Origin of the sequence: Hydrogenophaga sp. BPS33 (assembly GCF_009859475.1) — a bacterium.
Lineage (GTDB): Bacteria > Pseudomonadota > Gammaproteobacteria > Burkholderiales > Burkholderiaceae_C > Hydrogenophaga.
The window spans coordinates 1,751,715-1,764,398 of the sequence record NZ_CP044549.1; the positions used below are offsets into that span (position 1 = coordinate 1,751,715).

The window sequence follows — 12,684 nt, forward strand, 5'->3', positions numbered from 1 at the left end:
CTTCATCGCAAAGAGCTCAGAGCCCCTTGTCGCGCACCCGTTTGCAGATTCATTGAGAAGCATGAAAGTCCTGACCTTCTCCACCCTGTTCCCCAACACCGAGAGACCCCACCATGGCATTTTCACGGAGACGGCTCTCAAGCAGATCAACCAGACAGGCCATGTGGAGTCCGTCGTTGTGGCCCCAGTGCCGTGGTTTCTGTTCAAAAACGCCAGGTTTGGAAAGTACGCCGCCTTTGCTCGTATCCCAAAGGAGGAAGTGCGCATTGGAACGCGGGTCCTGCACCCCCGGTACCTTCTGCCACCCAAGGTCGGCATGCACATGGCGCCTTTCTCTATCGCTGCGAGCTGCCTCAGAACTCTGGAGGACTTGATCGATGGTGGTTTTGACTTCGATGTCATCGATGCGCACTACTTCTATCCCGACGGTGTTGCGGCGGCGCTCCTAGGCAAGTACTTTAAGAAACCCGTTGTCATCAGTGCGCTGGGCACGGACATCAACCTCATTCCTCAGTTCCCACTGGCTCGCAAGATGATCCTTTGGGCCGCTGAGAACGCGTTTTCCCTGGTCTCCGTGTGCGAGGCACTGAAAACCGAGATGGTGAAGATTGGGGTGGCCGAGCCCAAGATCCAGGCGCTGCGCAATGGTGTCGACCTGGCGCTGTTTCGTCCGGTGGATCGGCAAGCGACTCGCCAGCGGTTGGGTATCGCTGGGTTCACCGCCATCTCGGTGGGTCACCTGGATCCACGCAAGGGCCACGACCACATCATCTCTGCACTGCCCCACGTTCCCGACGTGAACCTGCTCATTGTCGGCAATGGCCCGGATGAGAAGAAGCTCAAAGCGCTGGCGGTAGTCGAGGGCGTGAATGATCGTGTGCGGTTCCTGGGTGCGTTGCCGCAGGAGAGGCTTCGGGAGTACTACGGCGCCTGTGATGCGCTGGTCCTGGCATCGAGCCGTGAGGGGTGGGCAAATGTCTTGCTCGAATCGATGGCCTGCGGCACGCCGGTGGTGGCCAGCAACGTCTGGGGCACCCCGGAGGTCGTGCGCGATAAGGCTTGCGGCGTCCTCATGCCCAGTTTGTCGCCGCTTGGCGTGGTGCGGGGGATTGAGGCCTTGAGGAGGAATTACCCGGACCGCGGAGCAACGCGCGCCTATGCGCAAGGGTTCAGCTGGGGAGAGACCGCGCAACGCAAGGTCGAATTGTTCAGGAAAGCCGTTCAGGTCGATGGGCGCCCTGCCCAGAGTTAGATCAGAAAAAAATTGTTCTTTCTTTTGAGGAGACCCCATGTTTTCAGCAGCGAGAGTCGCGGAAGTGCGTCTGCAGTTCGAGACCCAAGGATTTGTTCATTTGAAGTCGGTCATTCCCCCTGACATGCTCAATCGCGCCAAAACCGCCTTTGATGTGGCGAGCGATAGACACTTTGAGGAATGGCGTCGTGGGGCGCAGGCGGGAACCGACGAGTCGCGGTTCTTTGATATCCCCGACATCCTGGATCAGGACGATGTGTTCATTGACCTGGTTGATCTGCCCACCACCTTCCCGCTGCTGGCGCACCTGGTCGGAGACGATATCCAGCTGAACCACACCAGTGCAAGGCTGTTCTACCCTGGCCCCACGTTCACCAGCCCGTTTCACTCCGATCTGGACAACGTGCTGGGCTTCAGCCATGCGCACACGCTCAACTTCCTGGTGAAGGTGCACTACTTCGTGGAGGATTTGAGTGCAGAGCGAGGGTGCCTGGCGTTCATACCGGGGAGCCATCGGTATCCAGGCAACTATCCAAAGCCCAAGCACCTGGATGAGACCTCACCTGCGGTGGTCAAGATCGTGCCGCGCGCGGGGGATGCGGTGATCTTCAACACGCACGTCATGCACATGGCGCTGGACAACAAGAGCGAGACGGTCAGGAAATCCATCATCTACGCGTACTCGCACTACTGGATGAAGCACTACAGCAGTGCCGTTCCCAGCAATCTGGAGCGGTTCTCCAACAACAAGCAGCGCAAGCAGCTCTTCGGGGTGGACGAGCCGGGTGTGCCGCATTTCGATCGCAGGCTGGGTTTGAACAAGGAGAGGCCGACGTTCAGCACGCTTCTTTCTGCGAGCAAGCGCTTGATCAAGAGAGCATTGCCCAAGCGGTCGCATGTGCCTCAGTAGCCTCGGCCCCCAGTGGATAGAGTGAGGCGACTGGGATCTCGGTCCAATTACCCAGTCGATGCGGCCTGGGCTATGGCCGCGCGGTTGCCCAGCTTCATGGCCGATTGGGTACGGAGCAGGGCGCTCGCACGCGGTTGAGGGAATGCTCGTCGCTCCACCTTGCGAGCCCGTGTTCGACGAAAGGATGATTGTCTTCATGGTTCGAACGGGGGGCCGCCCGAGCAGACACGAGGTCGAGCTACCCGAGCGCCACTACGAGCTCCTGCAAGGCCATTGGTGGCGCGCCGTAGCTCACAAGCCGAACGTCTAGGTCGAAGTTCGCCACCTTCTTTACCGCGCGCTGGATGGCCGAGTGGATCCAGCGCTCGTCGTTGCCGAAAGCACCACCACCCAGGAGCGTGAGCAGCACGATGTTCGACGCGCCGCGCCGGGCGTTGAGTACCGCCTGCAGCATCGTCGCCTCGTAGGCAGCGTCGAGCACCAACTTCGCGAAGGCCTGCCAGTGTTGTCGTGGCACCGAGCCGTAGGCCACGGGGAGCGCAGAGCAGAACGCCTGGCTTACAAGCGGGCCAGGCGTGGTCGCGACGTCGGTCACTTCGACGTCGAGATGTACGCCGATCCGCAGCTTGCCGGCGAGAGCGTCGGTCTGGTTGGCATGAGCGTCACGCAGGTGGCCGGCGATCAAGTCGAGGCCAGTTCGGGTGCACAGCGCGTAGCCGTTGCGCCAGGTCCAGAGGTCGCCGATTGGCCGGACCAGCCTCGCGCTCAGCTCGGCGCCGAGATCAGCGAGTCCGTCGATCTGGCGTTCGGCTGTCTGGCCGATCTGGTCTCCAACGGGAGCGAAATAGTTGCGAAAGATCGTCGCAGCGCCCGCTGCGATCGCACATGCTGGGCCTTGTGTGCGGTCGTGCTCGTACCGGGTCACGCCATCTTCCGGCGTCACGCTGGGTCCGACCATCTCTAGGGTGTTGAATTGGCTGGCGACCTGAAAAAGTGCTCCCGCGTAGTCCGGCCCCCTGTGCAATTGACGCACGTCGGCCTTGATGAGGCTAGCGCGCACCTTGCCCATGGCGCCTGAGCCAGCGGCAACCTGCTCGCGCAAGCCGGCCAGCGAAACCATCTCAAAGGTGCCGATGCCGAAGGTACGACCGTTACTCTTGGAGCGAAGGGTACTGCCGTCAAGCTCCAGCAGATTGCGGGTTTCGTGATAGTTGCTTTCCTCAAAGCCGGTAAGGCGCTCGAACCAGTTCATTCTGCTTCAGTGGCGAATCCGTTGACGGGAGCAGTGTGCCCGGACGTTGTGCTGAAGTCGACAGCTTTTCAAAGCCCACGCTCGCGAGGGGCCGGTCCGACTCGCGATTCGTTCAGGCCGCAGCTCTTGCTTTGGCAATCGCGGCGCGCTTGCCCAGCTTCATGGCGGTCTGAATCCGAAGAAGGGCGCCTGCACGGGGTTGCGCTTTGCCTGTCTCCCATTTCCAGACGGAAAGCGTCGAGGCCTCGACCAGACGGCCCATTTCGTCTTGAGTGATGCCAAGTCCCTTTCGGAAGTTGGCGAAGGCCTCGTGATTGAAAGCACCGAGTGAGCCGACGGGCGAGCGCGTGGCTGGTGCCGTGGGTGGCGGGGCAGGGGGAAGCACGACGGCTGCGGTCTTGTGGGTCACTCGCTCTGCGCGGAATAGGCGACCCTGTAAGGACTTCACTTCTCGCTTGAGGCTAGCAATGTCCGAGCGCTGAGTCGTGCTGGTCTTGCGCAACGCGTCGAGTTCGCCCTTGAGCTCTTTTCGAGCGATGCGGGCGATTTCTCTTTTAAGGGATTCTGCAAATGAGGTCATGACGCCATCCTACGGTCTAACTATGTCGACGGCAAACGGTGTGTTTTTTTGAACCACGTCAGCAGCTTCTGCTCTCGGATCAACTTCTCTGGGATCCAGCTCGCGACAAAAGCTCTTGCGCCCTTACGCTCCTCTGACACATGATCATTGCCAGCTGTCAGAACCTACTGCCAATTTGCTGCCCGAAGGATGGTGCCTATGCTGGTCAATGCTGCCGCGTACGTTCGCATGTCCACCGACCAACAGGATCTGTCCATCGGGACCCAGCTTGATGCAATAGAAGCCTACGCGAGCGCGAATGCGCTCGAAGTGATGAGGCTTTACAAGGACGAGGGACGCAGCGGCCTCGCAATCTCCAAGCGCGAAGGCATGAAGCAGTTGCTTCGCGACGTGATGGACGAGCCGCGGCCATTCGATGTGATCTTGGTGTATGACGTCAGTCGGTGGGGCCGCTTTCAAGACGTGGACGCAGGGGCGTACTACGAATACACCTGCAAGCTGCACGGTGCCAAGGTTGTTTATGTCCAAGAGCGATTCGGTGCGGACGACGATCCGATGACGGCGCTCATGAAAGCCATGCAGAGGACGATGGCGGCGAAGTATTCCCGCGATCTTGGCGTGAAAACAAGAGCGGGTCAGGACCGTGCCGTCAAGCTCGGCTTCCAGATGGGAGGCCTGCCGTGTATCGGTTTGAGTCGCGTCGCAATCGATCGCGATGGAAACCGGAGGTCACTCGCACGCGGCCAGCACAAAGCCATGCAGAGTGAACATATTGCCTGGGTGCCAGGGCCTCAACACGAGGTCGACTTGGTCAATCGCATCTTTCGCTTGTACGCCGACACAAACACGACGATCGTTGGCCTGGCTCGCCAACTGCGCGCTGATGGGGTCACAACGGCGATCGGACGAGCGTTTACCCCTTCCACCGTGGATCGACTGCTGCGAACGGAAGCGTTCGCGGGAAATTTTGTGTGGGGGAAAGATCGATTCTTCAAGGAGGCCAAAAACAAAAAGGCACCCCCGTCCCGGGCCACGGGCGTCATCGAGCCCATTGTTTCCGCTGAGCTTTGGGAGCGGGTGCAGAAGAAGCTCTGGGAGCGCAGAAAGATCACGTGGGAAAAGGAGGGGTTGTTGCAGCAGCTGCGAGAGATGCTCGCTGACAACCCAGGGCTCTGCCCCATGGATCTGGAGGCAATGGGGTATCCAAGAGCCGCATTGGCAAAAGCTTTTGGCTCGGTAGCACGAGCGTTTGCGCTCGCCGGGCGCGACCGGGCGCTGGTTCTGGCGCAGCATCATGAGAGACGTAGGGACGCGATGAGGGTTGGCAAGCGCATGACCTGGGATATCTGCTCGCTGCTCGAGAGCCACGGTATTGGCTGCAAGATCTATCCGAAGAGCCGACTCTTGCTGTTGAGTGCCGGCCCGACGATCCGGTTGCAGCTGATGTGGCCGCGTATCAACCGGGGGGCGCTGCGGTGGAAGGTGCACAAAGCACGCGTACCCTTGTCTGACTGGGTGCTCTTGGCGCAAATGGATGAGACGGAATGCGCAATCCGATTCGTGCTGCTCAGCGCTGTCGAATACAGAAACACGAACGCCTGGCTCGCGGCAGAAGCTCCCCGCAATCTCAATTGCATCACTACAAACGAAGGATTGCTACAGGAGACGCAGAGGAGGCTGTCAATTCACTAGAAAGTCTTTGCCACCTTGACCTTACCTCACCCTCGAACTGAAGTCTGCTTGCTTGCGGGAGCGATCGAAAAGATCATCAAGATGACTGTGGCCTGCTTTTCTCGTTCTCGACCATGGCCAAGGCAACTCGAATCGCAATCTCGTGAGCTGCCTGCTTCCACGACCAATTCGCTGGCATGGCGGAAAAGTCCGTTTCGGTCAGTGCGAGCAGCACCCTTTGCTCCAGCGTGTCACGATTGGTGGTGATCTTGCCGACGTCGTACGTGCCATCGTGGGCTATGCGGTGAGCGGTGATGAAGTCGAGAGCGAGCCGCAGGCAAACGCGCAGCTCTGATGTGTCGATTTCATCTTGGTGCATGTCGGACATGCTACGCTGGAAATATCTCAAGCGCGCAATGGCGCCCAGCGCCGTTCAGATTGCCTTTGCCTGCGCCTTGGCCGAGGTCTTGACCAGCTCCAAAGCCAAGCGCTGGTACTCTGGCGTGAGCATCCTGAAGTGCTTGCGCATCTGCGTGGCCTCGCGTCCCATATCGGGTTCGAGCGCTTGCGTGCCGCAATATGGCCGCGACAACGCGGAGGCGATCGCCGTGACGGGCAAGGCAGGGGATGGCGGGGATCCCGGCTGCGATCCGGGAGTTCCGCGGTGCTATGACCAGGAGTTTCAGCACAGGGTGTTCTTCACCACATCGACTTTCACAGTCATGTCCGCAAGCGCCAAGCCCAAGATGCGCCCATGTATACGTCCGCTGCTCATGGCACCCCTGCCCGGCTTGGTCACAGCTTGGGCGTGGCTCCCTGCCCCTGCCGCTTGCGAGCAGCATCAGCCTCGAGCTGCTTGACCCACTGCATGGACTGGCGGTTCTTCGCGACCATGCCACCTTGGTCGACGAGCCAAACGTAGAACTCGGGAATTGGGAACGTCGGGTTGTTCTCCGGGCCGCCCCATACATAGCGCAGCACAACCCCACAGCGCGCCACATCGACAGAGGCCCCCATCGTTTTGCGGAGGTTTGGATGCTGAGCGCGACCCAGGCCTTCCAGTACCTCCACGGCTCTCGGGGGCAACAGGGTATCAGGACTGCTATCCACAACAACGCGTGCATTGGTGCTGACTGCGCACTCGGGCTTGCCTTGTTCACTCCACTGCATGACGTTGCTGCCTGTATTCGCCAGATAGTGACTTTGACCAGGCCCGTACTTGGAGGTGAGTGCCGCCGAAAACTGTTCGCGCGTGGGCGGCGTCTTGTTGCCCGTCGAGTAGCGATGGATGGCATAGGAGCGCGGCTCCGCTGGCGGTGCCGCAAACCAGACGCGGAACTTGGAATCCCCCGCGCGGTACTCCACCTCGTCGAGAAACGCGGGCGTTTGAAACCCATTGACGCCATCGGAGTACGGAAAGTGCGCCATGCGCCTGCTCACCTGCTTGGCGCCCGCATCGAACGCCTTGATGGCGGATGTCACTTCAGCTTCGGTCATGCCGAGCTTGACGCCCACAATGTCCAACTTGTTGGCTGAAATCGTCTGCGCACTTGCGGTAGCGACGCTTCCCATCAGTGCGGCAAAGACCAATACTCCGAATGCTTTCATGGTTTCTCCTTTCCAGTGAACTTGACTTGGCCCGGCCATGCGTGAGCATACAGGGCCGGCAAAATGGCTATTGCCGGTCAGCGGCATCTGGCTTGCGCGCGGGCGCGGCATAGCGACGAAGTCGGGCGTGGGCGGGGCACCGCCGCCTGTCTTACAACTTTGGCCCGTCACCCTTGGAAAGGCGAGCTTTGACGGCGTCCTGCCTCTGCTGTTCCACCCAATCCTTCGCTTTTTGCTGAGTTGCCGCCCAGGCGCCGTAGTCGGTGATACGCACAACTAGTTGTCGAACTGGCTCTCCGACCAGATTGGCAGCGAGGGCCACCCCGCATTGCGAGAAATCAGCAGGAACCCTCCCTTTGGCCTGCTCTTTTCTCAAGTAGTCTGTAATATCACCTTGACCGTCGCCGATAACCGTTGCTTTGGGGTTTGAGCGCCAGCACATGGGTTTGCCTGATTCTCCCCAAGTCATATTGAGATCAGCGTAGTTCTTCCCGGTCACCGTGGGCGCGCCGTACTTTTGTGTCAATTGCGAACTCAGCTGAGCCTGGGTTGGCGGCGCTTTCAAGGTCACGTTCCGGTAAACGCTCACCACCCGCGAAGCACTCGGCAGGGGAGAGAAATACAGCCTGAACTCCTCTCGGCCCTGCGCGTCGTCGTAGATCACCCAAACCTCGTGCAGAAATGACTCCGTATTGATTTGTTGCACGCCGTCTCTGAAGTTGTAGTTCATGCTGCGTTTTTGAACTCGCATGCCCGGCCGGTGCGCGGTGAGGGCCGACATCGCCTCAGCTTCTGTCATGCCGGGGCGCACGCCAACAACATCGAACGCAGATTGGGCAGTAGCTGGAAGAATACTGGCGCCAGCCGCAGCGACGGCTGTCAAACACAAGGTGCGCCAGCTGCCAATGCGTTGAGCGCACGTGCGAATGGCATTTTTCATGTGATAGCTCCTATTCGGACAAGCTGATGATGGGCTGTGGCGGATCGTCCGCCTACCGTCGACCCCTCACCGCGAACACCAGAGCCGCCGCTGCCAGCGGCATGAGTCCTTTGGGCACCAACGCCCCGCTCATGATCCAGAGCCACGGAGACAGCCACCACGCGGCCAGCGCTGCGAAGGCGGCAAAGAGCAGGCTGCGCCAGCCGCTCGCAGAGCCAAGGCCCCTGATGCAGCTCACGGCAAGACCGCCGCTGCCGATGAGTAGAACGAAGCCACTGACGAAGGCAACCAGCAACCCTGTTATCGCCGCCCCTTCGCGGAAATTGTCCGCGAGGTACGTGCCCACGACAAACAGTGCGATACCGACCAAGATGATGATGGCGGAAATACGCACGCCAAAGTCGATGCTGCCGCCGCCCGCCGACGTGCTTGGCGACTGCGCGTCGATATGAGATTGCGCTGCAGATTCCGCCGCGTTCGTCGGCGGCCCCTGCATCCACGATGAACTTCCGGCCGTCATGCGTCGGTTGAAGTCGTCCAGATCGCTCATCGTTTGTTATCTTCCTCCGTACGGCACAGACGGAAGCGGCCAGTCTGGGCGACGCTGGCGAGCGGGCCGTCGAGTGCGACCGGGCGCTCCTTGCCTGGGTTCTCCCGCTCGGCAGTCAACGCGCCGCGCTTTTCGTCCGCGTTGAACGTCAGGATGACAGGCGTGTTGTCGTCGCCCCACCGGTTCTTGCCGCCATGCTTGACCAACGCCCAAATCTGGATGCCGCTGTAGCGTGCACCACCTACGAAGGTGTAGCTGACCATGATCGGCAACGGGCCGCGCTTGCCCGCCGCCGTGTCAAGATGAACTCCGACCTTGTTCACGATGATGCGCGGCTGCTTCGCGCAGTCGCCACCTGGGGCATAGTTGCCGTATACGTCAGGCGGCAGTTCCAAGTCGGCCGCCAGCGCGACCGAGGAAACCACCCATCCGAATATCGCGGCTGCGAGTTGCATAAGCCTGATAGGAGTATCGTGGCCTGAATGAGTGATTCTCATCTTCGCATCTTCAAAATAGAAGTCCTTGGTAATTACGCTATCACCTTACGAATCGCAAATCGTCTCCCAAATAGGATAGAAATCGGTCATGGAGTCCTTGCCTGCCCAAGAAGCAGCTGACCTGCCGACGCTCATCGCGCATCTCTACGACGCGGCGATGGACGCAGCCTTGTGGCCCGGCACCGCATCGCGGATCGCGCAAACGCTGAACTCGACCAGCACCGTGGTCAAGCTGCACGGGGACAGCGGCCAGGTGAGCCTGCTGGAGTGCACCAGCAATCTGCTGGTGTCCACGCGCGATCAGGCTTGGGCCGACGAATGGCACCGCCGTGACCTATGGGTGGAGCGGTCGCTGGCCTATGGCATGTCCCGCATCATTACGGACGAGGACCTGGTGAAACCTGAGGAACAAACGCACAGCGGCTTCTATCAGGAGTGGCTTCCGCATCTGGGCATCCACCACATGATCGGTGCTGTATTCCCCACCACGCGAGACGCGGTCGGTGTGCTGGGCATCCACCGCCCGCGTGACGCCGGGGCCTACACCGACCAGGAGCGCCGTCAGGCCGCGCTGATATTTCCACACCTGCAGCGCGCGCTGCGACTTGGGCAACGCTTTGCAGGACTCTCATGCCAGCACGAGTTGACCCTGCAGGCGCTCGACCGGTTCGATACCGGCGCTCTGATCGTGGATGGTGTTTGTCGCATTCTCCATGCGAGTGCCATGGCAGAGACCATGATGCGTGATTGTCCGGAACTGGCCGTGATTCGTGGGCGCTTGTCACTTCGACGTCCCATGTTGCACGACAAGCTGTTGACTCTGGTGCATGCCGCACTGGAGACGGCGCATGGCAGGACTGGCAAGCCCGGCTCGGCCCTCCTGATTCCTCGACATCAACGGATGCCGTTGACGCTAGAGGTGGCGCCACTGCGACCAACCATTGACGCCTTCGGTGAGGCGCGTCCTTCCGTACTGGTCTTCATCCGCGATCCAGAAGCTCCACTTGCGGTGGTGCGGCTACGGGAGCTGTTTGGGTTCACGCGCACGGAAGCAGCCGTCGCTGCCGCCCTGGGACGGGGGCGGTCGCTGGAAGACATCGGGACGGACATGGGCATCGGCCTGGGGACAGTGCGTACACACCTCAAGCGCATCCTGGCTAAGACCGGAACGCACCGGCAAGCGCAAGTAGTGGCTCTGCTAGCACGAAGCATTGGTACTTCGACTGCCCTCTGAACACCGACCGTGGCGGCAAGAAGCTCGCCAACGTTGATAGACAGCTTCACCTGGAAGCTGGTGGTCGAGATGCAGCTGAAATCGCTGGCTAGCCCCAAACGCTACAAGGCCTATGAAGGCGCTGCTTCCGAGACGGCCCCGGACCGCTTGGAGTTGCAATTTTGAGCTCGAGTGAGCGTACCACCAAGATATCCGGCCTCGCGAGATGCAACGCTGCAATTTCCGAGTGAGGCGCGAGCATCACGCACTGACTCTCCCAACCCATGGCTGATGGCGTTCCGCCAACACGCTCGGCCAAGTAGTAGCGCGTGTAGGTCTGGGTGCGTTTGACATCGATCAGATGCCGCAGCAACCGGACCCGACGTCCGGATTCTTCAATAGCTTCGGTCAGCGCCGCGGCTTGCAAGCTTTTTCCGTCGGTACGGCCTTTGGGAAACGTTACCGCATAGCCTGCGAACTGATTGGTCGGACATACCATCCAGATCCGGCCATCGCTCTCCTGGATCACGACCCCGGCCGCAGCCGTCAGTCCCTTGGGAGCGGCAAAGGCCGGCTCGGCCACGAGGGATCTTTGGGCCAATGCTTCCCAACCGTTCGCATCGGTCGGTGGATCCGACCAGGCCTGAAACGCGATGCCGTTCAATGCGGGAGGCATGCTGCCTCCAGGAACCACTGCAGCGATGCAACTCAGGTCCATCCAGGCAGAAAGCGCAGAGGGCGTGCTCGGCCGACGGATGTTGACGGGTTTGCCGTGCTCATCGGGCTGAGGATGCGTCTGGAGGTGCGGCGCTTGGCCGACCAGCTCGGCATGGCCTGGGATTGACGATGCGCGCGTCATGGCTGCTTCTTCTGGAGTCGGCACAGCACAGACCAGACGTCGTGGTACAGGTCCGAGCGAGACCGCCCCTGGCGCCTGGCCACCTCATCCTTGAAATTCGAATAGTCCAAGTCCTGTACCAGGCGAGCCACGGCCTGCGCCACCGCAGCCTGGGGCGCCACCGCCCTAAACCGGTAGTCGTTCGCGGTGCTCTCCTGAATCTCTCCCAGCTCGGGAAGGTACTGGGTCTTGAGCGCGTCCAGATCCGAGCGCACCCGCGCGCGTACGGTTAGCGTCTGGTTCTTGGTGTCGGTGGGCTTGCGCACCACGCTGAAAAATCCCACGGGCGTGATCAACCACATTGCTTCTTCTTCCTTCTGTCTCGCTTGTCCTCGTCTTCCCCTCTTGCCGCTTCTTCTTCAGCTCTTCCTCCCTGGGGAGACCACGATGTCACAGATCCGCGACCACGTGTTGAGGGATATCCCACTCCTTGAGGCTCGTGCTCTTGGTGTCGTAGAAATGGGCGGTGAGCTGGATGAACTTCAGGAAATCTTTGTTCTCGGTCGCAATCCGGTTGCAGGTGCCCCAATCCACCTCCAGCCGCTCCCGAGCCGGGATCTCGATGGCGCTGTCGTCCGCCGGGTTGTCCGGATCGAGCCGGATCACCCCAATACCGTGCAGCTCATTGAGCAGCCGCAGCTCGGTCATCGCGTCGTCCTTGATGTTCACCGCGACCAGGTATCCGTAGTTCGCCCAGCTGGAGTTGGAGACAGCCTGGAAGTAGTACTCCCGGACCTTGCCGCGGGGAACGTCCACCTTGACCTCAAAAGACCACAGCTTGGCCTGGCGAGCCCCGGACTTGGCACTGAGGCTTTTCATCTCGTAGCTCCAGCCAGCGGCCAGCTCCTCCAGGCCGACCATGTCCGGGTGCAGCCACCGGTTGCCTTCCTTGCCCTGGGTGTTGGACGATTTCTTCTCGTCGATGCGCTTGGGAAAGATCTTGCGGTGCCGGGAGATCAGGAAGGTCGCCAGAAGGGGGTAGAGCGCGTGTTCGCTCTGAACCGAGGGCTCAACAGGCGATAGCACAGCACCGGACTCCTGCAGCGGGGCCTCAGGTGCCCACCAATACCGCCGAGGTGCTTCCTCGGATCGGTGCAGGGAAGGGCACTTCAGCAGCCATTGAGGGCCACCGGCACCGATCTCGGCAGCCAGCTGGGCGGGCTCCTTGCCAGCGAAGCGATCGGGGAAGGCGAGCTTCAGCCCATCGGCCAGCTCGCGAGACTTGAACTCCTGGCCTGGGTGGGACTGAAGAAACTGCAGGGCAGCGTCTCGAAGGGATAGGGGCTTGAGGGTGATCACGCGCGGAAGGAGTA

15 protein-coding genes are annotated in these 12,684 nt (G+C 60.6%); 4 read left to right on the plus strand and 11 right to left on the minus strand.

What is annotated here, in order from left to right:
- Window positions 1-61 precede the first annotated feature (61 nt).
- On the plus strand, window positions 62-1,252 hold the full coding sequence (locus F9K07_RS08270; protein ID WP_159591314.1) for a glycosyltransferase family 4 protein: 1,191 nt from the start codon (window positions 62-64) through the stop codon (window positions 1,250-1,252).
- A gap of 37 nt (window positions 1,253-1,289) precedes the next feature.
- Complete coding sequence (locus tag F9K07_RS08275) at window positions 1,290-2,162, plus strand: phytanoyl-CoA dioxygenase family protein (protein WP_159591317.1); 873 nt, start codon at window positions 1,290-1,292, stop codon at window positions 2,160-2,162.
- 238 nt (window positions 2,163-2,400) lie between these two features.
- On the opposite strand, the gene F9K07_RS08280 is transcribed toward F9K07_RS08275, so the two are convergent.
- Both F9K07_RS08280 and F9K07_RS08285 read right to left on the minus strand, forming a co-directional pair.
- On the minus strand, window positions 2,401-3,414 hold the full coding sequence (locus tag F9K07_RS08280) for a hypothetical protein (RefSeq protein ID WP_159591320.1): 1,014 nt from the start codon (window positions 3,412-3,414) through the stop codon (window positions 2,401-2,403).
- Window positions 3,415-3,526: 112 nt separating this feature from the next.
- Window positions 3,527-3,994 carry a helix-turn-helix domain-containing protein gene (locus F9K07_RS08285; protein ID WP_159591323.1) on the minus strand — a complete coding sequence of 156 codons (468 nt, stop codon included), beginning with the start codon at window positions 3,992-3,994 and terminating at the stop codon, window positions 3,527-3,529.
- Between the two features lie 198 nt (window positions 3,995-4,192).
- Between F9K07_RS08285 and F9K07_RS08290 the strand changes: the two genes are divergently transcribed.
- A complete protein-coding gene (locus tag F9K07_RS08290; RefSeq protein ID WP_159591326.1) occupies window positions 4,193-5,686 on the plus strand; it encodes a recombinase family protein in 1,494 nt (497 codons plus the stop codon).
- Between the two features lie 76 nt (window positions 5,687-5,762).
- Here F9K07_RS08290 and F9K07_RS08295 read toward each other — a convergent pair whose 3' ends face one another.
- From F9K07_RS08295 to F9K07_RS08320, 6 genes are all read right to left on the minus strand, one after another.
- Window positions 5,763-6,044 carry a hypothetical protein gene (locus F9K07_RS08295; protein ID WP_159591329.1) on the minus strand — a complete coding sequence of 94 codons (282 nt, stop codon included), beginning with the start codon at window positions 6,042-6,044 and terminating at the stop codon, window positions 5,763-5,765.
- A 54-nt stretch (window positions 6,045-6,098) separates the two neighbouring features.
- The gene (locus tag F9K07_RS08300) at window positions 6,099-6,284 is read right to left on the minus strand and encodes a hypothetical protein (RefSeq protein ID WP_159591332.1); all 186 of its coding nucleotides are present in this window, start codon (window positions 6,282-6,284) and stop codon (window positions 6,099-6,101) included.
- A 176-nt stretch (window positions 6,285-6,460) separates the two neighbouring features.
- Window positions 6,461-7,273 (minus strand): hypothetical protein, encoded by an 813-nt coding sequence (locus F9K07_RS08305; RefSeq protein WP_159591335.1) that lies wholly within the window; start codon window positions 7,271-7,273, stop codon window positions 6,461-6,463.
- 151 nt (window positions 7,274-7,424) lie between these two features.
- Entirely contained in the window at window positions 7,425-8,213 is a 789-nt protein-coding gene (locus tag F9K07_RS08310; protein WP_159591338.1) for a hypothetical protein, read from the minus strand.
- Between the two features lie 52 nt (window positions 8,214-8,265).
- Window positions 8,266-8,763 carry a hypothetical protein gene (locus F9K07_RS08315; RefSeq protein WP_159591341.1) on the minus strand — a complete coding sequence of 166 codons (498 nt, stop codon included), beginning with the start codon at window positions 8,761-8,763 and terminating at the stop codon, window positions 8,266-8,268.
- On the minus strand, window positions 8,760-9,218 hold the full coding sequence (locus F9K07_RS08320; RefSeq protein ID WP_159591344.1) for a hypothetical protein: 459 nt from the start codon (window positions 9,216-9,218) through the stop codon (window positions 8,760-8,762). Before F9K07_RS08320 ends, F9K07_RS08315 begins: the two co-directional genes overlap by 4 nt.
- Before the next feature lie 130 nt (window positions 9,219-9,348).
- Between F9K07_RS08320 and F9K07_RS08325 the strand changes: the two genes are divergently transcribed.
- Window positions 9,349-10,494 carry a helix-turn-helix transcriptional regulator gene (locus F9K07_RS08325; protein ID WP_159591347.1) on the plus strand — a complete coding sequence of 382 codons (1,146 nt, stop codon included), beginning with the start codon at window positions 9,349-9,351 and terminating at the stop codon, window positions 10,492-10,494.
- A gap of 88 nt (window positions 10,495-10,582) precedes the next feature.
- Here the strand turns inward: F9K07_RS08325 and F9K07_RS08330 are convergent, their stop codons facing one another.
- The 3 genes from F9K07_RS08330 to F9K07_RS08340 all read right to left on the minus strand — a co-directional run bounded on the left by F9K07_RS08330 (window position 10,583) and on the right by F9K07_RS08340 (window position 12,670).
- A complete protein-coding gene (locus tag F9K07_RS08330; RefSeq protein ID WP_159591350.1) occupies window positions 10,583-11,332 on the minus strand; it encodes an NUDIX hydrolase in 750 nt (249 codons plus the stop codon).
- Window positions 11,329-11,673, minus strand: a complete 345-nt coding sequence (locus tag F9K07_RS08335) for a hypothetical protein (protein ID WP_159591353.1) — start codon at window positions 11,671-11,673, stop codon at window positions 11,329-11,331. The genes F9K07_RS08330 and F9K07_RS08335 overlap by 4 nt, the downstream gene beginning before the upstream one ends.
- Window positions 11,674-11,761: 88 nt before the next feature.
- On the minus strand, window positions 11,762-12,670 hold the full coding sequence (locus F9K07_RS08340; protein WP_159591356.1) for an HrgA protein: 909 nt from the start codon (window positions 12,668-12,670) through the stop codon (window positions 11,762-11,764).
- Between the last annotated feature and the right edge of the window lie 14 nt (window positions 12,671-12,684).

Coding starts and splice junctions, on each gene's coding strand:
- F9K07_RS08285 (WP_159591323.1), bottom strand. CDS start 3,994: ATGACCTCATTTGCAGAATCCCTTAAAAGAGAAATCGCCCGCATCGCT.
- F9K07_RS08325 (WP_159591347.1), top strand. CDS start 9,349: ATGGAGTCCTTGCCTGCCCAAGAAGCAGCTGACCTGCCGACGCTCATC.
- F9K07_RS08270 (WP_159591314.1), top strand. CDS start 62: ATGAAAGTCCTGACCTTCTCCACCCTGTTCCCCAACACCGAGAGACCC.
- F9K07_RS08295 (WP_159591329.1), bottom strand. CDS start 6,044: ATGCACCAAGATGAAATCGACACATCAGAGCTGCGCGTTTGCCTGCGG.
- F9K07_RS08275 (WP_159591317.1), top strand. CDS start 1,290: ATGTTTTCAGCAGCGAGAGTCGCGGAAGTGCGTCTGCAGTTCGAGACC.
- F9K07_RS08320 (WP_159591344.1), bottom strand. CDS start 9,218: ATGCAACTCGCAGCCGCGATATTCGGATGGGTGGTTTCCTCGGTCGCG.
- F9K07_RS08335 (WP_159591353.1), bottom strand. CDS start 11,673: ATGTGGTTGATCACGCCCGTGGGATTTTTCAGCGTGGTGCGCAAGCCC.
- F9K07_RS08315 (WP_159591341.1), bottom strand. CDS start 8,763: ATGAGCGATCTGGACGACTTCAACCGACGCATGACGGCCGGAAGTTCA.
- F9K07_RS08330 (WP_159591350.1), bottom strand. CDS start 11,332: ATGACGCGCGCATCGTCAATCCCAGGCCATGCCGAGCTGGTCGGCCAA.
- F9K07_RS08310 (WP_159591338.1), bottom strand. CDS start 8,213: ATGAAAAATGCCATTCGCACGTGCGCTCAACGCATTGGCAGCTGGCGC.
- F9K07_RS08305 (WP_159591335.1), bottom strand. CDS start 7,273: ATGAAAGCATTCGGAGTATTGGTCTTTGCCGCACTGATGGGAAGCGTC.
- F9K07_RS08280 (WP_159591320.1), bottom strand. CDS start 3,414: ATGAACTGGTTCGAGCGCCTTACCGGCTTTGAGGAAAGCAACTATCAC.
- F9K07_RS08290 (WP_159591326.1), top strand. CDS start 4,193: ATGCTGGTCAATGCTGCCGCGTACGTTCGCATGTCCACCGACCAACAG.